22 protein-coding genes, 2 tRNA genes and 1 riboswitch are annotated in these 19,240 nt (G+C 57.3%); of the genes, 5 read left to right on the forward strand and 19 right to left on the reverse strand.

Features of this window, described 5'->3' with window-relative positions:
• Positions 1-460: 460 nt before the first annotated feature.
• Positions 461-2,146 (forward strand): recombinase family protein, encoded by a 1,686-nt coding sequence (locus tag A6M21_RS14295; protein WP_066670052.1) that lies wholly within the window; start codon positions 461-463, stop codon positions 2,144-2,146.
• Between the two features lie 8 nt (positions 2,147-2,154).
• Here A6M21_RS14295 and A6M21_RS14300 read toward each other — a convergent pair.
• The 5 genes from A6M21_RS14300 to A6M21_RS14320 all read right to left on the reverse strand — a co-directional run bounded on the left by A6M21_RS14300 (position 2,155) and on the right by A6M21_RS14320 (position 4,271).
• A tRNA-Pro gene (locus A6M21_RS14300) sits at positions 2,155-2,231 on the reverse strand.
• A 32-nt stretch (positions 2,232-2,263) separates the two neighbouring features.
• Positions 2,264-2,340: transfer RNA gene (locus A6M21_RS14305), tRNA-Pro, on the reverse strand.
• 262 nt (positions 2,341-2,602) lie between these two features.
• Complete coding sequence (locus A6M21_RS14310; protein WP_066670055.1) at positions 2,603-2,965, reverse strand: DUF2512 family protein; 363 nt, start codon at positions 2,963-2,965, stop codon at positions 2,603-2,605.
• Positions 2,966-2,967: 2 nt separating this feature from the next.
• On the reverse strand, positions 2,968-3,624 hold the full coding sequence (locus A6M21_RS14315) for a DUF3786 domain-containing protein (protein ID WP_066670058.1): 657 nt from the start codon (positions 3,622-3,624) through the stop codon (positions 2,968-2,970).
• Between the two features lie 215 nt (positions 3,625-3,839).
• Positions 3,840-4,271 carry a hypothetical protein gene (locus A6M21_RS14320; RefSeq protein ID WP_066670177.1) on the reverse strand — a complete coding sequence of 144 codons (432 nt, stop codon included), beginning with the start codon at positions 4,269-4,271 and terminating at the stop codon, positions 3,840-3,842.
• Positions 4,272-4,489: 218 nt separating this feature from the next.
• On the opposite strand from A6M21_RS14320, the gene A6M21_RS14325 reads away from it, so the two are divergent.
• Complete coding sequence (locus A6M21_RS14325; protein ID WP_066670061.1) at positions 4,490-5,338, forward strand: Asp23/Gls24 family envelope stress response protein; 849 nt, start codon at positions 4,490-4,492, stop codon at positions 5,336-5,338.
• A gap of 34 nt (positions 5,339-5,372) precedes the next feature.
• Here A6M21_RS14325 and A6M21_RS14330 read toward each other — a convergent pair whose 3' ends face one another.
• The 14 genes from A6M21_RS14330 to A6M21_RS14395 form a co-directional block, all read right to left on the reverse strand.
• The gene (locus A6M21_RS14330; RefSeq protein WP_066670064.1) at positions 5,373-6,062 is read right to left on the reverse strand and encodes a cell wall hydrolase; all 690 of its coding nucleotides are present in this window, start codon (positions 6,060-6,062) and stop codon (positions 5,373-5,375) included.
• Between the two features lie 77 nt (positions 6,063-6,139).
• Positions 6,140-6,760 carry a precorrin-8X methylmutase gene (locus A6M21_RS14335; RefSeq protein ID WP_066670066.1) on the reverse strand — a complete coding sequence of 207 codons (621 nt, stop codon included), beginning with the start codon at positions 6,758-6,760 and terminating at the stop codon, positions 6,140-6,142.
• A gap of 1 nt (position 6,761) precedes the next feature.
• The gene (locus tag A6M21_RS14340) at positions 6,762-7,127 is read right to left on the reverse strand and encodes a sirohydrochlorin chelatase (protein ID WP_066670076.1); all 366 of its coding nucleotides are present in this window, start codon (positions 7,125-7,127) and stop codon (positions 6,762-6,764) included.
• Positions 7,128-7,134: 7 nt separating this feature from the next.
• On the reverse strand, positions 7,135-7,902 hold the full coding sequence (gene cobK / locus A6M21_RS14345; RefSeq protein ID WP_066670079.1) for a precorrin-6A reductase: 768 nt from the start codon (positions 7,900-7,902) through the stop codon (positions 7,135-7,137).
• Positions 7,899-8,624, reverse strand: a complete 726-nt coding sequence (cobJ, locus tag A6M21_RS14350) for a precorrin-3B C(17)-methyltransferase (protein WP_066670083.1) — start codon at positions 8,622-8,624, stop codon at positions 7,899-7,901. The genes cobK and cobJ overlap by 4 nt, the downstream gene beginning before the upstream one ends.
• Complete coding sequence (locus tag A6M21_RS14355) at positions 8,588-9,688, reverse strand: cobalt-precorrin 5A hydrolase (RefSeq protein WP_161486086.1); 1,101 nt, start codon at positions 9,686-9,688, stop codon at positions 8,588-8,590. Before A6M21_RS14355 ends, cobJ begins: the two co-directional genes overlap by 37 nt.
• Positions 9,685-10,440 carry a precorrin-4 C(11)-methyltransferase gene (gene cobM / locus A6M21_RS14360; protein WP_066670090.1) on the reverse strand — a complete coding sequence of 252 codons (756 nt, stop codon included), beginning with the start codon at positions 10,438-10,440 and terminating at the stop codon, positions 9,685-9,687. Before cobM ends, A6M21_RS14355 begins: the two co-directional genes overlap by 4 nt.
• On the reverse strand, positions 10,437-11,156 hold the full coding sequence (gene cobI, locus A6M21_RS14365) for a precorrin-2 C(20)-methyltransferase (protein WP_066670093.1): 720 nt from the start codon (positions 11,154-11,156) through the stop codon (positions 10,437-10,439). Before cobI ends, cobM begins: the two co-directional genes overlap by 4 nt.
• Positions 11,157-11,750, reverse strand: coding sequence for a precorrin-6Y C5,15-methyltransferase (decarboxylating) subunit CbiT (cbiT, locus tag A6M21_RS14370; RefSeq protein WP_066670095.1), 594 nt, complete (start codon positions 11,748-11,750; stop codon positions 11,157-11,159). It abuts the gene before it with no gap.
• On the reverse strand, positions 11,743-12,369 hold the full coding sequence (gene cbiE / locus A6M21_RS14375; protein ID WP_066670097.1) for a precorrin-6y C5,15-methyltransferase (decarboxylating) subunit CbiE: 627 nt from the start codon (positions 12,367-12,369) through the stop codon (positions 11,743-11,745). Before cbiE ends, cbiT begins: the two co-directional genes overlap by 8 nt.
• Complete coding sequence (gene cbiD / locus A6M21_RS14380) at positions 12,351-13,463, reverse strand: cobalt-precorrin-5B (C(1))-methyltransferase CbiD (protein ID WP_066670100.1); 1,113 nt, start codon at positions 13,461-13,463, stop codon at positions 12,351-12,353. The genes cbiE and cbiD overlap by 19 nt, the downstream gene beginning before the upstream one ends.
• Before the next feature lie 92 nt (positions 13,464-13,555).
• A riboswitch (cobalamin riboswitch) is annotated at positions 13,556-13,750 on the reverse strand.
• Complete coding sequence (locus A6M21_RS14385) at positions 13,746-14,498, reverse strand: ATP-binding protein (protein WP_427854631.1); 753 nt, start codon at positions 14,496-14,498, stop codon at positions 13,746-13,748. It overlaps the preceding riboswitch by 5 nt.
• 7 nt (positions 14,499-14,505) lie before the next feature.
• Positions 14,506-15,306, reverse strand: coding sequence for a DnaD domain-containing protein (locus A6M21_RS14390; RefSeq protein ID WP_066670103.1), 801 nt, complete (start codon positions 15,304-15,306; stop codon positions 14,506-14,508).
• A gap of 111 nt (positions 15,307-15,417) precedes the next feature.
• Positions 15,418-16,272: a histidinol-phosphatase gene (locus tag A6M21_RS14395; RefSeq protein ID WP_066670105.1), complete on the reverse strand. Its 855-nt coding sequence runs from the start codon at positions 16,270-16,272 to the stop codon at positions 15,418-15,420.
• A 287-nt stretch (positions 16,273-16,559) separates the two neighbouring features.
• Between A6M21_RS14395 and gap the strand changes: the two genes are divergently transcribed.
• The 3 genes from gap (at position 16,560) to A6M21_RS14410 (ending at position 19,229) form a co-directional block, all read left to right on the forward strand.
• Positions 16,560-17,561 carry a type I glyceraldehyde-3-phosphate dehydrogenase gene (gap, locus tag A6M21_RS14400; RefSeq protein ID WP_066670107.1) on the forward strand — a complete coding sequence of 334 codons (1,002 nt, stop codon included), beginning with the start codon at positions 16,560-16,562 and terminating at the stop codon, positions 17,559-17,561.
• 235 nt (positions 17,562-17,796) lie between these two features.
• Positions 17,797-18,357 carry a 4Fe-4S dicluster domain-containing protein gene (locus A6M21_RS14405; RefSeq protein WP_066670116.1) on the forward strand — a complete coding sequence of 187 codons (561 nt, stop codon included), beginning with the start codon at positions 17,797-17,799 and terminating at the stop codon, positions 18,355-18,357.
• 20 nt (positions 18,358-18,377) lie between these two features.
• Positions 18,378-19,229: a CoB--CoM heterodisulfide reductase iron-sulfur subunit B family protein gene (locus tag A6M21_RS14410; RefSeq protein ID WP_066670122.1), complete on the forward strand. Its 852-nt coding sequence runs from the start codon at positions 18,378-18,380 to the stop codon at positions 19,227-19,229.
• Positions 19,230-19,240: the final 11 nt, after the last annotated feature.

Here is a 19,240-nt window from a genome sequence, read left to right on the forward strand (position 1 = left end):
AGTCAACTGCTAACTAGACCCTCTCCAAGGACGAAAGCCGTGTCCCCCAATGTAAGAGAGTTCCCTTCGATTGCGGTAGAAGCATGCGTCCAAAGGTCGCGGATCTGGGCTATTAGGTTATTGCGAATGTCGTTATCCAGGCCGTCCAGGAAACTCACCTTTGTCGCCTCCTTCCCAAAATATTGTAAAACAAGCTGCGGCAAATATCAATTCTTATTCCACAGAAAGACGGCCATGCCTGGCGGTCGCCGTTTGCATACCTGGCCAGGTATAACCGGACCCAGTATGGCGTGAGCAGTGAGATCCGAATCAAAAAAAGGAATAAAGACTCCAACGTAGAATTAACATATCGCAAGAGCACCGGAGCGCCATTGAGCGCCAGAGAGCCATACATATACTTTCGAGGCCCAAGAGGCCCCTGTTAACCCAGGGGTCTCTATTTTTTTTAGGAGATGAGTACATGGCCAGAACGTTAAAGAAGATCGCACCATTACAGGAACCGGCAATTGTTTGCGGTGGGTATGTACGCAGTTCCCGGGTGGAACGGGACGAAGAAAAAGTCAGCCCCGAAATGCAGGAAAAAGAATTTACCCGTTACGCCGAGCATAAAGGGTGGATCCTCCCGCCAGAGCACATAAAGTACGACCTGAACAAGTCAGCGTTCCGTATCCACTATAGCAGGCGCAAAGGGCTGATGGAACTTCTTGAAATGGCTCAACGGGGAAAAATTAAAAAACTCCTTGTTTATAAGTTTTCCCGTTTTGGCCGGAAGTACTTTCAAGAGTTGGTGGATAAGTTTGAAGAAGCCGGCTGTGATGTGGTATCGGTCCGGGAGGATATTGACATCTCTACACCGGCCGGGCGGATGTTTCGAAACATGATTGGAGTAATCAATCAGTTTTACAGCGAGGATACCAGTGAGTGGATAACAGATAGTCAGGAAACAAATATATTAAATGGACGATTTAATGGCGGTCGTGAATTTTATGGAGCGGTTTGGAACCCGGAACAAAAAGTATTTGAGAAAGATCCCGTGAATGCCCGGGTAGTTCTGACTTTATTTAAAAAGCGGGTTGATGGTTACGGACGGGAATTACTGGTTAAGATGCTTCATAATTCCCCGGAAGTGTTCGGTTGTTTCAGTTCGGTGCCATCTCCGGCGGGCGGTGAATGGTGGGACGGCACATCAGTGGCCTACCTTTTGTCAAATGTTAAATACATTGGGTTGCTGCAACGAGGCGGGTTATATTACGGCGGTGAAAGAATAAATTGCCCTGTCATCCTGGACGGAACAGAGTACAGTAACTGGGAAGATTATCTGATTAGAAAACATGAGTTATCGCCAGAAGATGCCCGGGCGCAAGTGGAGGGAGCACTTAAACGTGATTACTGGGCAATACCCTCCCCGATTGTTCCGTTGTCATTGTGGAACCAGGCACAGCGTGTCATACTGGCGGACAAAGCCCGGCACAGCCGGGTTAAAAGCAGTCCCCATTTACTTTCCGGCTTAATTTGCGACGCTCGTAACGGTGCGCCCTATCAGGTTAAGACGCAAGACCAAGATCATCCGCCCCGGTACATTAACAAAATCCGCAAATTGCGTGGCCCAACAGCATGTAACTCAAAGATGCTGGATGGGGGAAGTGTAGAAAAACGCATTGTTACAGAGGTTCTTACCCTTGCCCAGGACGATGATTTCTGGGGTGAAATAAGATCGCAATATCTGGCCCTGTCCAGGGAGGCTGCTCCAACGCTGGACAGAAAACGCATGGAAAAGGAAATAAAAACCCTCGAACAGGCATTGCACCAACTGGAGGACGACCGCTACCGGAAGCAGGTAATCAGCGCTGAACAATTCGCCCGTCTGAATAAGCAGTACCTTGCCGATCTAGAGGAATTGAAGAGAAAATTGATTACTATGGATACTCCGGAGGTGGAGGTTTTAGCCAACATTGATACCTTCCAGGCAACTATACAAAACCTGGCCGAAGCGTGGCAGGAGTTGGACTTGGTTGAAAGCCGGGCCGCCCTCCGGGCTGTGATAAAAAAGATCCTCGTGCACGAGGATCACTTAACATTGGATGGCAATTTTTTTACCCGGGAGATTTATCCCATTTACTCTACCGACCACGTAATGTTCTTTTAAAAATAAAATGGTCGGGGCAACACGACTTGAACGTGCGACCTCACGGTCCCGAACCGTGCGCTCTACCAAACTGAGCTATGCCCCGACATTGATCCAAACATTTTTTTATTGAGCTTACGGGTATTATGCGTGGATTCGCACCTGCGACCTCACGGTCCCGAACCGTGCGCTCTAGCCAAACTGAGCTACATCCCGGCTGCAACAAGTATTATCCTACAATTGCGGTGAAAAGTCAAGAACATAATTATGTGTGTGCCGGCGGACTTGATGTTATCACCCTGTAAGCGGGATGCGGCGAAGCGCGCGAGGCCCCCTTCTGCTGCCGGGGTGCTCCGCGGGCGGCCTTCCCTGCACGCATCCGCCCGGCTTTCCGGAATACTGCACGCAGGCTTTGAAGGATACAGCATACATATATGCGCCGGGGCGGAACCCTGCTTTTACGGCCGGACGCGCTGCTCAGCCCCGGCCTCCTTTTTTGAACAGCGTGCGCATCAAGTATTCGTGAAAATACCACTCGCCGGTGGCGATAGTGGCGGCCACCAGCACCGTGCCCAGGGGGGCGGGTACCTGTCCGTGCAGAAAGGAGGATGCCTCCCATGTAATCAGCACGGTGGCCAGTGCGTCCACACTGATTGCCGCCCAGGTGCCGTTTCTGGGCAGGACCAGCAGATCGGCCAGCACATAAACAACGGGTACGGAAATAACGGCGGTGACAACTGCCTCGGCCAGGCTCATTTTGCTGAACGCAGGCAGTAAAATACCCATTACCGGGGCGAAGAGCAGGAATTTGGTCACTAGCGGATTGAAATGTTTTTTCACCGTCAGCCTTCCTTTCGCTGTTCTTTGCCCAGCCAGTTGACCGCTCCGGTGACGGCCGGGTTTAAACAGGTCCGGAGTTTGGTGGCCAGTTCCACTCCCAGTACCCACAGCGAAGCCGTACTAAGATGGGTGGGCGAAACTGCATCGAAAAGGATGTTCGCGCGGGCAGGAAATTCTTCGTCCTGTACCCATAAAACAGCGGCCAGGGGCAGCCGGGGAAAGGCCATAAAGCGTGCCGCCGCATCTCCCATGGGCAGCGGTTCGCCGTCAAGCGTTGTGGCCGCCCGTAAAAATTGATCGGGGAGGGAGGAAAAAGCGGCCGCCAGCGGATTGAGCGCGTCTACATGAAATGGTCCGTGGTGGTGGGCGCCTTCGGGCAATTCCAGGAAGGACAGCCAGCGGTTGCGCGGCGGCAGGCCGCTGGCCGAGCACAGGTATTGCATAATCAGGGTGCGGTCGTTATAAGGAATTTCTTCGCCATGTCCGGGCAGGCTCACCCGCCCCTGGCAGTCTATTTCATACCAGGCGCCGAAATACTTGAGCCGGTAGGTTTTCCGCTTCTCATCGTATGCGGCGCCGGAGCGCATGACCACGTCTTCCGGTTCCAGTGCCGCCAGTTGCCGGGCCGCTTCACCGCAGGCGTTGATTATATTGCACAACCTGTTTTCCCCCTTATCAGTTGATGAGCCGGCCGTTACCCGCTTGACGGTATATGACCGGACGGAGCCGGTTCCGGGCCGTTTTCGCCGGACGGACAGCCTGCCCGGCAGAAACGGATGACAGGCTCGCCCCGGCCGGGCTGTTGCGGTCATTTTGGGGATAGCACCAGCCACGGAAATGCCGTGCAGTTTCAGTTATGATGCCGCTTCCCCGGTCAATGGTTGATCAAGTATAAAACCGCTGCAGTGACAACCACCACCAGAAACAATACCATGGACAGTCCGCCGAAGCTGGTCATTGCTTTCAGCCGGACACCCTCGCTTTCCGCCCTTTCCCGCAAACGGCGGTACACTTCCAGCCGGCCGGCCACGTCCATGACCAGGCTGTCGGCCAGATCCGGCTCGCCGCCTTTCTCCAGCAGGCTGCCGGCGGTAATTTCCCGCCAGCCGGCGCGTTCCGTTTCATTGAGCAAAGCATACTCGCCCTGTAAAAACAGCTTGAATTCCCGGCAGCGGGGCTTTATTTTTTCAAAATACAGGCGCCGTTCCAGCCGGGACAACTGCCGGGTGGTCTTGCCCAACAATTTTGATTCCTCCGCCGGAAGTTGAAATTTTTCCGTCAATATGGCTGCAAAGCGGGTGGACACAATACTGCCCCCTTTCTTTGCCCGGATGGGAAAAAATAATTCCACAATGCCATAATTTCGCCGCTTTCCAGGCAAAATCCTTTTTTGGCATGGGGCGCGGGCGGTAATAATATTATTGTACCAGATTCTGGCCATTTTATATGGATTGTCCAGCCCGGAAAACAGGAAACCCGGACCGCGGCGGCGAATATACTGGGTTATGATTTGGAGGGAGTACGGTGGAAGTTTTGGCTCTGGTCGGTCCGAGCGGCACCGGCAAAAGTTTCCGGGCGATTAATACGGCGCACGAGTATCAGGCCGAAGTAATTATTGACGACGGTTTGCTGATTAACGGCAACCGCATTCTGGCCGGCCAGTCCGCCAAGCGGCAGCCCACCCGCATCGGGGCGATCAAAACCGCCCTCTTTATGGAGCCGGGGCATGTGCAGCAGGCGCGGGACGCGCTGGCCGCCTTGAAGCCGGAGCGGGTGCTGGTGCTGGCCACTTCCCATGAGATGGCCGAAAAAATCACCGGGCGGCTTGGTTTGCCGCCGGTGAAAAAATATATTGCCATCGAAGAACTGGCTTCCCCCCGGGAAATACGCAAGGCCCGGATCATGCGCACCCAGTACAGCAAACACGTTATTCCGGCCCCAACGGTGGAGGTCAAGAAAAGCTTTCCGGACACGATCATCGATCCCTTGCAGGTGTTCATGCGCCGCAAGGAACCCCAGGGGGCGCGCGGCTGGCTGGAGCAATCGGTGGTCCGTCCGACCTTTACTTATTACGGAAAAATATCTATCGCCCAAGGCGCCCTGGCAGCCATTGCGGCCCGGGCGGCAAAAGAAGTGCCCGGGGTGAAAGACGCCGGGCGGATCAACATTCTGCGCCGCAACGACGGGGTGGTCATCGATTTAAGTTTGACCATTTATTACGGGCAGGTTATGTATCAGGTCAGTCGTCTGGTGCAGGAGTCGGTGCGCCGGCGGGTCGAGGAAATGACCGGTTTACAGGTGGTGGCGGTGCACATTCTGGTCAAGGACATCAGTTTGGATCCACGCCGGCAAAACGAAGCCGGTACTGGTTAGTACCGGCTCTATTATTATATTGGGACTCTTGCGCTCAGACTTTATCGGCAAATACATGGTTGCCGATGCGGGTGATCACCGGCAGGGTGCGGATCCAGCGGTCGGAAGCGGTTTGGGGATTGTAAAAGAACAGCGCTCCCCCGGTCGGATCCAGGCCCAGCAATGCCTGTAATGCCGCATTGATTGCTTTTTCATCCGGTTGCAAATTGATTGAACCGTCCTTTACCGGACTGAACTGGCAGACGTGACCGTTGCTTTGGAAAATGACCTCCCGGATGGTCTTGGGAAATCCGGGACTGGCCAGACGGTTCAGAATAACCGCCCCCACCGCCACCTGTCCGGTAAAGCTTTCGCCCCGCGCTTCGGCATGGATCAATCTGGCCAGCAGCATTAAATCCTCCCGGTCAATACCGCCCCGGGACAACGCCGCCGGCACATCCCCGCTGCTCCGGCCCGGAATGATTAAAATATCACCGGGCCTGATCAGCGTTGAATGCAGCTTGTTATATTCTAGCAGACTGACCAGGGGGACATTCATCTGACGGGCAATGCCGTCCAGGGTATCTCCCGCCGATACGGTATAGCAAATCATGTGCCGGTATGCGGATAATTCCGCATATTGCGCGGGGTTTTTTTCGCCCGCCTCCACCCGGTTTACCGCCGCCCCGCCCGTCAAAAGCAGGACCGCGGTCAAAAGGCCGGCGAATTTGACCAACTTGTTCATGCTAGCCTCCTTTCTGGCTCGATTAATATTTTTGACCGGCAGGAGGAGCAGTTATACATAATTTGCGTAATAAAACGTCAGGCCATAAGTAACAAGGCATTGATGATTGCTGCGGCAATGGTGCTTCCGCCGCGGGTGCCGGGCATGGTGATGTAAGGTACGGCACATTCGGTCAACGTTTCTTTGGATTCGGCCGCACCAACAAAACCGACCGGCGTGCCGACCACCAGCGCCGGCCGGGCTTCGCCCCGGTCAATCAAGTCGCAAAGGGTGAAAAGGGCGGTGGGAGCGTTGCCGATGGCGATAATGCCGCCGGTTGCCGCGGGTGCCCCCCGTTTCATGGCCAGCATGGCACGGGTTACTCCCTCCGTACGGGAAGCGGCCGCGATTTCCGGATCATTGATTAAACAGCGAGATTCAATGCCGAAAGCCTGTAAGCGGCTTTTAATCAAACCGGTACGGACCATGTTCACATCGGTGAGAATGGGCCGGCCGGCGCGGATGGCCGCCAGTCCGGCTTCCACCGCCCGGGGGTGAAAGCGGACCAGAGCGGCGCAGCTCAAATCGCCGGTGGTGTGCACCACCCTTTTGACAATCGCTTTTTCACCCGCAGGCAGGCCGGCCAGTTCCGGCAGGCTGCACTCGATGATATGCATACTTTTTTGTTCGATCGCCGCGGGGTCCACGACAATGGACATTTCAGCTCACCTCCTGGATGCGGTCCATGATGATTTCAGCCAGTTTGCGGTCGGCGCCGATATTCTTGGCCAGCACGATCTCCATCTCCGGGTACCTGGACTGTTCGGCGGCCAGGACGGCCGGAATATCCCTTTTCATATGCATGCCCTGATAGATGAAGATCGGAACCACCACGACCCGCTGCATGCCGCATCTTGCCATGGCGCACAGTACGGTGGGCAGGTCGGGCTGGTTGAATTGCAGGGAGGCACCTTCCACCAGTTCGTAATTGCCGCTTTGAATAATTTGTTCTTTAATCTGGCGCAGGGTGATTTGTGCTTCCGGCAGGCGGCTGCCGTGGCTTAACAAAATAATGCCCGTTTTCATTTATTATTCACCTCGCATTTCTTATGGCGGTAATCCGTTGCAGCAGCCCGCTTAATGTATCCACCGCCGCCGGGGGCGCCGGCGGCCGTTCAACGACCACCACGGGCACAGCCAGGCTCAAGGCGGCGGCGATTTTGGCGGTGGTGCCGCCGGGGGCGCCGCTTTCCTTGGTCACCAGCACGGCGGCCTTGTATTGCACCAGCAGGGCGCGGTTTAATTCCTCGCTGCAGGGTCCCTGCAGGGCGATGATGTCGGCCGGCGTCAGTCCCAACCGGCGGCAGTTTTCGATGATCGCCGGTTCCGGCAGCACCCGGGCCACCACCCGCCGTCCCAGTTCCCGGGCTGCCTTGATAAATACGGGCAGGGTCTTGCTGCCCGTGGTCAGGAAAATGGTTTCACCCAGCCGGGCGGCCAGCGCTGCCGCCGTTTGATAGCCGCCGGCCTTTTGAATCAGCGGGTGCCGGGGCAGCGGTGCGGGCGGACGCTGGTAACGGATATAGGGTACCTGTGCCAGCCGGCAGGCTTTTGCCGCCACGGCGGAGGCCGTTTCCGCATAAGGATGGGTGGCGTCCACCAGCAGGCGCACCTTTCTTTGCCGCATTAAATCAAGCATTTCCTCCGCCGTCAGGCGCCCGGTGATTACCTCCCCGCCGTATCCGGCCAGCAATTGACCGCCGTAAGCGGTGGCCGCCGAAGCCAGCACGGAATAACCTTTCCCGGCCAGGGCGGCTGCTATCTCCCGTCCGTCGGCCGTTCCGCACAGCACCAGGATCATAGGCGGTATCCCCGCGGGGTGACCAGGAAGCGGCCCGCCCGCCGTGTTTCCCGGTTGCCGATAATGACGATGCTGAGCATGTCCACCGGACATTCCAGCAGGTGTTCCAGGTTGGTGACGGTGACACTTTCCTCCGCCCGGTAGGCGTTGCGCACAATGCCGGCCGGGGTGTCCGGACGTTTGTGCTGCAGCATGATTTCCCTGGCCCGGGCCAGCTGCCCCGTTCTTTTATGGCTGGCCGGATTGTAGAGCACAATCACGAAGTCCCCGGCCGCAGCCAGTGCCAGGCGTTTTTCGATCAGATCCCAGGGCGTGAGCAGATCACTCAAACTGATCACAACAAAATCATGCATCAGGGGAGCCCCCAGCCGGGCCGCGGCGGCGGTGGCGGAGGTGATGCCGGGAATGATTTCCACCGCCAGCGTTTCCAGTAAACCTTCCTGCTCCAGCAGTTCCAGGGCCAGCCCGGCCATGCCGTACACACCCGGATCCCCGCTGGACACCAGGGCCACGCTGTTTCCGGCACGCGCCCGGTCAATGGCCTGCCGGCAGCGGTCCACCTCCCCGGTCATGCCCGTACTGATTACTTCCTTTTCCGGGGTCAGCAGGGGGGCGAGCAGTTGAATATATGTTTTATAGCCCACAATCACCCGGGCTTCCTGCAGTGCCTGTAAAGCCCGGGGGCTTAAGTCCGCGGCATCGCCCGGGCCGGTTCCCACCACCCAGAGTTTACCTCCGCCAGGGCCACGGTGACCCCCCGGTGACTGGTTTTCGGCAGAATCAGCACGGCCCGCGGTGCCGTGAGCAGGGAAACCGGTTCGCATACGCCACCAACTCCTATCTTTTCGTAAACGAAGTGGGAAAAATTTAAATTATGTTCCTTCCGGTCATAAACAGATTGGATTGCCGCCCGGGAAAAACTGAACAGGGGGACCGCCCTTTCCCCGGCCACAATTTGCAACGCCGCTTCCTCCGCCCGCAGGTCCACGGTGGCCAGCGCCTGCAAACTGAGCGGACTGCATCCGGCCAGGGCCAGCGCCCGTTCCAGCGCCTCCCGGACCGGCTGTGCGTCAATACCCCGGCGGCAGCCGATGCCGGCCACCAGATTGCGCGGACGCAGGAAAAGTGTATTTGCCGCCGGGGGTGCAATCGTCCGGTTGGTAATCAGCACAAGCCAGCCATTGATCCGTCCAGTGCGTAACTGCTCCCACGGCAGGCGGTGTATGCCGTCCGCCTGCGGCAAAGGCAGGGTAAACTGGCTGCAGAAAGTGACCGGTTCACCGTTGACCAGCGCCGCGTTCACCGTCCGCACGGCGGCAAACGGTTCCATGGCCAGGTCGTATTGCCGGGCCAGCACGTCCACCGCCGGCCGGCCCCGGACATCGGTGGCGGTGGTGATCACCGCCGCCGCCCCCAGTCCGGCGGCCAGGCTACGGGCCAGATCGTTGGCCCCGCCCAGGTGGCCGCTCAATGTGCTGATCACAAACTGTCCCTTTTCATCCAGCGTCACCACCGCGGGGTCCGTGCGCTTGTCCCGGACCAGCGGGGCGAGCAGGCGGATTACAATGCCCAGGGCCATGATTAAAACCAGCCCTTGCGCCCGTTCAAATTCAGCGGCGATTACCCCTGCCAGCGGTCCGGAGAAGGCCTCCTCCCCCGGGGTACCGTCCCGGAAGCGTGCCGGCACCAGCAGGCGCACCGGATGGCCCTGCTGCCGTAGGCATCCGGCCGCCCGGCGGCCCAGGGCGGCGCCGTGGCGGGTGACGGCGATCACCGACAGTCTCATTCCCGGCATCCCCGGTAGCTGTGGGCGAACTGCGGATCGTAGAGCCGGGAGAGCTGATAGGGGGCGGCAAAAACATCCCCCACCAGCACCTGTGCCGTGCGTGTGATACCTGCCGCCTTTACGCGTCCGGCGATGTCCGCCAGTGTCCCGCGGATGACCCGCTCTTCCGGCCAGGAGGCCCTCTCCACCACCACCGCGGCGGTTTGGGGTGTGTATCCGCCGGCAAGCAATTCCGCCACCAGCCGCTCCATTTGCCCGACGCTTAAAAAAATGCACATGGTCGCCCCGTGCCGGGCCAGGGCGCTCAATTTTTCTTCTTCCGGCACCGCGGTACGGCCTTCCAGACGGGTCAGGATCACTGTCTGGCTGACCCCGGGCAGGGTCAGTTCATGGGGTATGGCCGCCGCTGCCGCCAGGAAGGAGCTTACCCCGGGCACCACGGTGTACGGGATCTGTTCATTGTCCAGGGCGTCCATCTGCTCCTGGATGGCTCCGTACAGTGCCGGGTCCCCCGTATGTACCCGGGCCACTGTCAAACCGGCGGTATGTGCCCGGCGCATCGTCGCCATTACTTCCTCCAGGGTCATGGCGGCGCTGTTATGCACTGCTGCGCCGGGGCGGCAGTACTCCAGAATGCGCGGGCTGACCAGAGAACCGGTATAAATGACCACATCCGACGCGGCCAGCAAACGCGCCCCCTTGATTGTGATCAGCTCCGGATCGCCGGGACCGGCGCCGATAAAATAAATCACCTGGCTTCCCCCTTTCTCTTGCGGATCATGAGCAGGGACATGTAATCCAGCTTTTGTCCTTTTAAGGCAGACAACTCCCGGTGCACCGTTTGATCCGGGTAACCGCACCGGCTGACCAGCACCGCGCCGGCGGCCAGGCCCTGCGATTCCAACTGGGACAACACCTGATCAAAATGCCGGTGCACTTTCATCAGCACCACATTGTCAAACCGCTCCAGCACCGGGGACAATTGTTCCACACCATAAGCAGCGGGAATGACGGCCAGCGTTTCCTCCCCTTCGGTCAGCGGTTCCTGTAATGCGGCCGCGCAGGCGCTCATGGCGGTAACCCCCGGTACGGTTTCTGTTTCCATGTCCGGATGATGCCTTTGCAGGTGGCGCAGCAGGTAGCCGTAGGTACTGTAAAACATCGGATCGCCAATGGTGATGAAGGCCACCTGCTTTCCCTCCCTCACCCGGGCGGCCACTGTCTCCCCGGCCCGCGCCCAGCTGTCCAGCAGTGTCGACCGGTCTTTGGTCATGGGGAAGGACAGTTCCAGCACGGGTACCTCCTTCTGCAATGCCCTGCTGACTACAAAGAGGGCCAGGCTCTCCCGGTCCGCCGCCGAACGCGGTACACAGACCAGGTCTGCCGACTCCAAAATGCGCCGGGCTTTTAGGGTGAGCAACTCTGGATCACCCGGACCGACACCGATGCCGTAAAATTTGCCGGGCATTTATGCATCTCCTTTCCAGGCACTGATAATGAAAACCGGGTTCAGGGCGCGGAGCAGATGACTTTTCCCGGTCTGTTCCGCCCGGGCCGCGCTCACCTGCACCACTTCCACCCGCCAGGGCTGGTTTAGACAGGCCAGGGCGCCGGCCAGTGTTTCCAGGGTGACTGCGTTTATGACCAGCCGGCCGCCGGGATGGAGCACCTGATCCACAACAGTGACGATGGCGGCCAGCTGCCCGCCCGATCCGCCCACCAGCACCCGGTCGGGGGCGGGCAAACCGTGCAGCGCCTGCGGGGCGGCGCCGGCAACCACCCGGATGTTGTGCAGCTCGAAGCGGCGGGCGTTTGCTTCAATCAGCTTTACCCCGTCCGGGTTTCTTTCCACCGCGCAGACCATGCCATTGCCAATCAACCGGGCCGCTTCCACGGCCAGCGATCCAGTGCCGCTGCCCACATCCCAGACAATCTGGTCCGGAGCCAGTCTGGCCTTGGCCAGGGTGACCACCCGGATTTCCTCCTTGGTCATGGGCACTTTATTCCGGACAAACAAGTCGTCCGGTATGCCCGGCGTCAAAAACGGCCAGCGGCTATTCATCTGTAATCACCAGCACACAATTGGCAGGGCTGTCCGCGTTCCGGCCGCTCAATTCGTCCGCGGTCCCGGTGGTGATTGTTTCGTCCGGGTAACCCAGATTGCAGCAGCAGTACAGGCGCCGGTGGCCGAGGCTTGCAGCGGCCATTTGCCGCGCCACCAGGGATGGCGTGGAGTGTTGATCGGTGAGCAGGGCCACTTTGTGATGACGGGCGATCAGTGCGATCATGCCGGCCAGGTCCCGGCCGTGTGCGCTGAGAATGACCGCGTCCTGCCAGGGCATGGCCAGCCGGGCAAAGGCCACCTGTACGGAACTGATCCCCGGAAACACTTTTAAGGCGGCGGGCGGGAAATGGCGGCGCAAATAAGAGAGCACCCCGTACAAGCCGGGATCGCCCGAAGCCAGCACGGCCACTCCCCTGTCCCGCCGGCTGCGGATAAACTCCACCGCGGCCGGCATGTTGTTTTTTAAAACAAAGGTTTCCTGGCCGGGGCGGGCAAAAGTATTCAGGTGGCGTTCGCCTCCCACTACGGCCCGGGCCTCCGCCAGCATCCGGGCGGCCGCCGGTGGCAGGTAATCCGCCGGACCGGGGCCGATGCCAATCACGCCAATTGCCGGCATCCCAGTTCCCTCCCTATCATCAATGCAGTTTCGTCCAGACCGAGTACCCGGCCGTCCATACTCAACATAACCGTGCCCACTTTCAACCGGCCGCGGACGTATTCTTCCGCCCGCCGGCTGGCCCGTCCGGCCAGGTGCTTGAAAACATCCATCAATTGGTGCTGTTTTAATTCCTCGATCACGCTTTCTACTGTGTTTGCCTCCAGAATGCATGCCACCAGGTCCGGTCCGGCGCCCAAAAGGGCGGCGTGACTGGCCAGTGTTTCCCGGCGGCCGTCGGCCAGGCGGCTGTGGGTGTGAAAAATGCCCGCCGCCACCTTAATCAGTTTACCGTGGTGGCCCCAGAGTAAAACTTCCTTTATACCTTGTTCCACGCAGGTGTCCAGCATGAAGCCCACAAAGTTGCTCATTTCCACCACCGCCTCCGCCGGAAAGCCGTAACCTTCCACCGCCATGCGCTCACCCAGGCGCCCCGGGGTGAGCAGCACCTGCCGGTGGCCGTGGGCCACGGCCAAACGCACCAGTGGCACCAGGGAATCCTTGAAGGCTTCTTCGGACATGGGGCGGACAATACCGGTGGTGCCCAGGATGGACAGACCGCCGGTGATGCCCAGGCGGGGGTTCAATGTGCGCCGGGCCGCCTCCTCCCCGCCGGGAATGCTTACAGTCAGAGTTACCCCCCGGTCCGCCGGCAAGTGTGCGGCGGCGGCCGCCATGATCATCCGCCGCGGTACCGGATTGATAGCGGCCTCCCCCACCGGTACCTGCAGGCCGGGCCTGGTCATCCGGCCCACTCCGGTTCCGCCCCGGATGTCTATCCCTTCCCCGGCCGGGCGGGCGTTCACCACTATTTCCATGCCGTGGGTCACATCCGGGTCGTCGCCGCCGTCTTTGATCACCACCGCGCGTGTACCGGCGGCTGTCTTTTCCAGGCGGGCGACAGGTACGGCAATGGCCTGTCCGGCCGGATTGAATACGGTGACCACAGCGGGAAACTGCTCTTCAAAAAGCAATGCCGTGGCGGCCTTGGCTGCCGCCGCCGCCGATGCCCCGGTGGTGATGCCACTGCGCAACTCTTTTTTCTTTTTTGACATTTCAACCTCCCGGTAAAAAAGACACCCCTCCTTCTTCCGGAAAGAGAGGTGTCCGGTTAAGACACATCCGCATATCTCTCACGCGAAGACAGGGCGGGACGACGGAACAGGCAGGTTTCCTGGCTCCCGGTTCATTGGATTGCCGCGCCTTCCCGGGCCTTGCCCAGTGGCTTGTGGCGGTTTCCTCCCCGGTCACAGTGGCGGGACCGCGCCGGCACGGCAAAAATCAGCTGCCTTCCGGACTTCCCTTTTACCCCGTTGACGGGACCTGTCCCCTGTTTTTCAGTTGTATTTCAGCTTTTCCCGGCGTTGTATTACCCGGATATCCATGTGTACAGCCAACCGGCAGCTCCAGCACATCTGGCAGATCCGGGAAGTGGTGCGCTCACCCAGGCAGGCTTCCAGATCCTCCAGATTGATGTTGGTGGTGATAATCACCGGTAAACGGTGGTTTAACCGGTAATTTAAGATGGAATAAATCCGGTTGCGCGTCCAGTCGGTGTAGTTGTGCGCCCCCAGATCATCCAGCACCAACAGGGGCGCTTCCCTGGCCGCGTCCATGATATCCTGTTCCCGGTAGGCCGTATCCTGCCGGCCCGGATCATAGGTGGCCCGTAAACGGTCAAGCAAATCCGGTACAACGGCGAACAAAACGGCATATCCCGCCTGCAGCAGGAAATTGGCCACACAGGCGGCCAAAAATGTTTTGCCGCTGCCCACCGGCCCGCTGATCAGCAGTCCGTCCTGGTGTGGATTGCCGGGAAAGTTGTTGGCAAAATCACGGGCGGCTTGAAAAGTCCGGCGGGCCAGCTCAAAACCCGTTGGTTCGCCGGACGCGCCGCCGGTTTTGAGATGATCATAGTATTCAAAATTAAACTGTTCAAATTTATGTTCGCACAATCCGGCCGGCAGTCCGGAATCCCGGAAACGGTTGGCCAGTGCCCTCTGCCGCCGGCAACGGCAGGGTACGGCGGCCTCACCGCGTATGATTACGCCCCGGTCGTGACAAATCGGGCAGAATTCCAACTTGCTCACCTTTTAACTAACGAAGATAAAGTGCCTTCAACATTGCTTTTTTACTTTCGTCGGGTCCGTTTTCAGCCGTTTTTTCCCTGGCCGGCCGGCCGGCCTTATTTTTTTGAAACTGCTGATCATAGGCGCCAACTTCATGTAATGTGCGCAGGTTGTTCTTTTTCCATTCCAGTAATATACCGCCGATGTATTTAAAGTTGTGCTTGCCCATTAACACGGCCCGGCGCAATGCTTCCTGAACCAGGGAAACATCCATTTCCCCCGTCCACTGCTGGACTTGTTCGATTTCCATCGGTGAAAGCGGCCGCCCGAATTCCTGCTCAAAGGAGCGGAGCAAGGCACCCTCGCTGCCGGAAACCGGCGGGATGGCCGGTTTTTTGTCCAGCAGGGCGCGCGTTCTTTCTATTTCTTTCACTTTGGCGCAGGCCCAGGCTTCGGAAAGTTTTTCAAATAGCGGTTCAAAGTCAAACCCCATTAAAATCTCATCGCGCGATTCTTCGTAATACTGGCTGACCGTGAGTAATTCTTTGTCGATCAGGGAAGAGACTATTACTTCCACCTGTGTGCCGTCAGCGGACAAATACCTGGCCAGAGCGGCTGACGACGGAAAGAGATCCTTTGCCTCCCCGCGTAAACGCAGGATTTGGATTATGACCATCATCTCTTCATCAGTGATCCCGATTTGCTTGTAAAAACGCAACAACAGGTTGGGGATGCAGGTCTGTCCCTGCAGAAGCATATCCGCCCCGAAAGCGGCCGTGATGTTTCCTTCCCGGTTTTTTTTCACTGTTTTTGAGGTTTTTGTATTCACCCCGGCCTCCCTCCCGCCTTCCACTATATTTTATGGTAAGGGAGGAAGTTTGTCCAGGAGTAAAAATGTCCATGTTTGTCCGGCCGCTGCAGACCAAGCCGGAAAGTTTCTTCAGACGGCCGCTACCGGACGGCGGGCGGAGAAAATAGCGGCTTGCAGATGCAGGTTATGCAACAGATCCAGTGCCGCCACGGTGTGATCGCCCAGATCCGCCGGGCGATGGGCGTCGGAACCGACGGTAAATGTCCGGATGCCCTGATCCCGGGCCAGGATCAGGATTTCCCGGGCCGGATGGAAATCCTGCAGACCCCGGCGCAGGCTGGATGTATTGATCTCCAGGCCGGTGCCGCAAAGAGCCATTTGTTTGAAAATTGGTTCCACTTGACCCCGGTAGGCGCTGAACACGGCCGGGCCGAAAAAGCGGTGGCCGTAGCGGCAGTATAGATCCAGATGGCCGATGCAATCAAAAAGCCTGCTTTGTACGGCTTCGTCCAGGGTTGTAAAATATTCCCGGGTAACCTGGGCCAGTGTTCGGGTGGGGAAATAAGCCCTGCTTTCTTCCCATGATGAAATGGCATGATGCTCCAGGCAGTGAACAGAGCCGAGAACAAAGTCAAAGGGAAAGGCAGTGGTTATGTTTTCTATGGTCCGCTCCAGACCCCGGTCAAAGCCCACCTCCAATCCGGCCTTGATCACCGGACCGGTGGATGCGTAACGGTACCTGGCCCGGTCAATTTCCGCAAAATAACGGTTCAGCCAGCGTAAATCGTTCATCGGGTGACGCTCTCCGTTCATCCGCACAAACCAGTCCCGGTGACGACGGACCGGATCCACTTCCAGATGGGGAGTGAAGCAAATTTCATCCACGCCGGCGGCCAGCGCCTGCCGGCAGTATTCATCAATGCTGCATGGTTCCGCGTCGATGGAGAAGCCTGGGTGAACGTGATAGTCCAGATTTTTTTTCATGCCGTTTTAATCATTGCCCCCATTACTGGTTGTAACTTTTTTGCCTGCTGATTTGTTGTTGCACTTCGTGTTTATTTTAACACTGTTTTTGAAAAAAGTTAGCAAATATTTTTGTTCACCGGATTTGGCGCCGGGCAATATGTTACATTAGCCGGTTGCCCGGAATAAAAAAATATGCTACTATTTTCACGTGGCACCAATGCCTTCCATATGCTACTTTTTACCGTATGGGTTGAAGGAGGAAGTGGGAAAATAACGATAAAGCATAACTAAGGGGTGAATGGATTATGAAAATCGGCATCAACGGTTTCGGACGCATCGGCCGCAATGTTTACCGTGCCGCCTTGAGCCACCCGGAACTGGAAGTGGTGGCGGTGAATGATCTTACCGATGCCAAAACACTGGCCCACTTGCTTAAATACGACTCGGTACATGGTATTTGCCGGGGGGAAGTGGCCGCCCACGAGCACAGTTTTTCCGTCAACGGCAAGCAGGTGCGGGTACTGGCCGAAAAGGATCCGGCCAAACTGCCCTGGGCGGAACTGGGTGTGCAGGTAGTGGTGGAATCGACCGGGCGTTTCACCTCCCGGGAAGGCGCTGCTGGCCATCTGGCCGCCGGTGCCAAAAAGGTGTTGATCAGCGCACCGGCTAAAAATGAAGATATCACTATTGTCATGGGAGTAAACCAGGACAGATATGACCCGGCAAACCACCACGTTATCTCCTGCGCTTCCTGCACCACCAACTGCCTGGCTCCCTTCGCCAAGGTGCTGCACAACCGTTTCGGCATTGTACGCGGCATGATGACCACTGTGCATTCATACACCAATGATCAGCAGATCCTGGATCTGCCGCACAAGGATCTGCGCCGGGCGCGGGCGGCCGCACTGTCCATCATTCCTACCACCACCGGCGCGGCCAGGGCGGTGGCCCTGGTGCTGCCCGAATTGCAGGGCAAGCTGCATGGTATGGCCATGCGCGTGCCCACCCCAAATGTTTCCGTGGTCGATTTGGTGGCCGAACTGGCCCGGCCCGTCAGCCGGGAAGAAATCAACGGCGTGCTCAAGGAAGCCGCGCAGGGGGAATTAAAAGGCATCCTGGACTATTGCGAGGCGCCGCTGGTTTCCCGGGACTTCAACGGCAACCCGCATTCATCCATTATCGACGCCCTTTCGACCATGGTCATTGACGGCATTATGGCCAAAGTCATTTCCTGGTATGATAATGAATGGGGATATTCCAACCGGGTGGTGGACACCATAAATTACGTTGCCAGTAAAGGAATATAAAAGCAGAAGGCCTGCTTTCAAAGCCCCGCCGCTGCGCAGGGCTTTTTTATTTTAATACCCGCGCACTAAATGTTAATCAGCTATTGAATATATGAATGGTAGCGTTTATAATAAATCGTAAAACAAAGATGTCCATGCTGTCTAGTTTTTGCACATAGGCCAATAAATAGTGCAAGTGTAATTAGGATATATAATTTTCAAAAGAGTTAACCAATTAGATCGCGGAGGGATTATAATGAGCGCAGCGGCTGAATGCACAACATTAAGCGGCCTTAACGGGTTTGCCCGGGAAGTGGGCGAAAAAAGCGGTCAGTCCATTCAGTTATGTTACCAGTGCCAGAAATGCGCGGCAGGCTGCCCGATGGGTGAATTTACCGATTATTATCCTAATCAGATCTTACGGTTAATCCAGTTCGGGCGGAAGGAAGAAGTATTAAAAAGCAAGGGTATCTGGCTGTGCTTCAGCTGCGAAACATGCGGTGCACGCTGCCCCAACGATATTAACATTGCTGAAGTAATGGATACATTGCGGGAAATGGCTTTGGCCGAAAAAGTGCCGCCCGGGATTAAAAACGCTCCCATATTCCACCAGGCGTTCTTGAACTCGGTTAAAAACCGCGGACGCGTCCATGAAACATTAATGATGATGAATTATAAACTTAAAAGCGGCGATCTTTTTTCTGATTTAGATGTGGGTCTTAAAATGTTTCAGAAGGGTAAGCTGCCCATTCTTTCCCGTAGCATCAAGAATAAAGGGGAAGTTAAAAAAATATTCCACCGCGCCAGCGGCAAATAAAGTCAAAAGGAGAGCGGGAGATGAAATTTACCTATTACCCGGGTTGTTCTTTGGAATCCAGCGCCAAGGAATACAACCTGTCGGCACAGTCGGTTTGCCGGGGATTGGGCATAGAACTGCTGGAACTGGAAGACTGGAGTTGTTGCGGAGCCACTTCAGCCCACAATACCAACCGGCTGCTGGCTGAACTGCTGCCCGCCCGTAACCTTTTCATCGCCCAGCGAATGGGTTACGATATCGCCGTACCCTGCTCCGCCTGCTACAGCCGGTTGAAAAAAACCGACTATGTGCTGCGCAATAACGAGGAAAAACGCCGGGAAATAGAACAGGCGCTGGGTTTTAAATTTGACGGCAGCGTTCAGGTCTATCACCTGCTGGAGGCGCTGACCGTAAAATTTGGCACTGCCAATATTGCCGCCCAGGTAAAAAAGCCGCTTGCCGGTTTGAAAGCAGCCTGTTATTATGGCTGTCTGATTGTGCGGCCGCCTGAGGTAACCGGTTTTGCACGGCCGGAAAACCCCATGATCATGGACGGGCTGGTTAATGCCCTGGGTGCGGAAGCCCGGCCCTGGTCTTACAAGACCGATTGTTGCAGTTCCAATCAGGGCCTGGTCAATGCCGGGATCGCCCGGCGGGTGGTGGACCGTATTTTGGGGATGGCCGCCGAGGCCGGCGCCGACGCTGTCGTTACCGCCTGCCCGTTATGTCAGACCGCCCTGGAGATGCGCCGCAGCCCGGATATCACCATCCCGGTTTTTTACTTTACCGAATTGATTGGCATTGCCCTGGATCTACCGGCACGGAAAGACTGGTTTGTCAAGCACCTGGTCGACCCCGGCCCGCTATTGCAGAACCTGTCCCTGGCCGGTTGAGATTCCGCTGC

Origin of the sequence: Desulfotomaculum copahuensis, assembly GCF_001655685.1 — a bacterium.
Taxonomy (GTDB): Bacteria; Bacillota; Desulfotomaculia; order Desulfotomaculales; family Desulfovirgulaceae; genus Desulfotomaculum_G; species Desulfotomaculum_G copahuensis.

What these genes read in the sequence shown, in the direction of transcription:
- A6M21_RS14335 (WP_066670066.1), bottom strand. Translation starts at nt 6,760, where the DNA reads ATGTCCATTGTCGTGGACCCCGCGGCGATCGAACAAAAAAGTATGCAT.
- cobI (WP_066670093.1), bottom strand. Translation starts at nt 11,156, where the DNA reads ATGCCCGGCAAATTTTACGGCATCGGTGTCGGTCCGGGTGATCCAGAG.
- A6M21_RS14340 (WP_066670076.1), bottom strand. Translation starts at nt 7,127, where the DNA reads ATGAAAACGGGCATTATTTTGTTAAGCCACGGCAGCCGCCTGCCGGAA.
- A6M21_RS14405 (WP_066670116.1), top strand. Translation starts at nt 17,797, where the DNA reads ATGAGCGCAGCGGCTGAATGCACAACATTAAGCGGCCTTAACGGGTTT.
- gap (WP_066670107.1), top strand. Translation starts at nt 16,560, where the DNA reads ATGAAAATCGGCATCAACGGTTTCGGACGCATCGGCCGCAATGTTTAC.
- A6M21_RS14410 (WP_066670122.1), top strand. Translation starts at nt 18,378, where the DNA reads ATGAAATTTACCTATTACCCGGGTTGTTCTTTGGAATCCAGCGCCAAG.
- cbiE (WP_066670097.1), bottom strand. Translation starts at nt 12,369, where the DNA reads ATGCCGGCAATTGGCGTGATTGGCATCGGCCCCGGTCCGGCGGATTAC.
- A6M21_RS14355 (WP_161486086.1), bottom strand. Translation starts at nt 9,688, where the DNA reads ATGAGACTGTCGGTGATCGCCGTCACCCGCCACGGCGCCGCCCTGGGC.
- A6M21_RS14330 (WP_066670064.1), bottom strand. Translation starts at nt 6,062, where the DNA reads ATGAACAAGTTGGTCAAATTCGCCGGCCTTTTGACCGCGGTCCTGCTT.
- cobK (WP_066670079.1), bottom strand. Translation starts at nt 7,902, where the DNA reads ATGATCCTGGTGCTGTGCGGAACGGCCGACGGACGGGAGATAGCAGCC.
- cbiT (WP_066670095.1), bottom strand. Translation starts at nt 11,750, where the DNA reads ATGAATAGCCGCTGGCCGTTTTTGACGCCGGGCATACCGGACGACTTG.
- cbiD (WP_066670100.1), bottom strand. Translation starts at nt 13,463, where the DNA reads ATGTCAAAAAAGAAAAAAGAGTTGCGCAGTGGCATCACCACCGGGGCA.
- A6M21_RS14395 (WP_066670105.1), bottom strand. Translation starts at nt 16,272, where the DNA reads ATGAAAAAAAATCTGGACTATCACGTTCACCCAGGCTTCTCCATCGAC.
- A6M21_RS14295 (WP_066670052.1), top strand. Translation starts at nt 461, where the DNA reads ATGGCCAGAACGTTAAAGAAGATCGCACCATTACAGGAACCGGCAATT.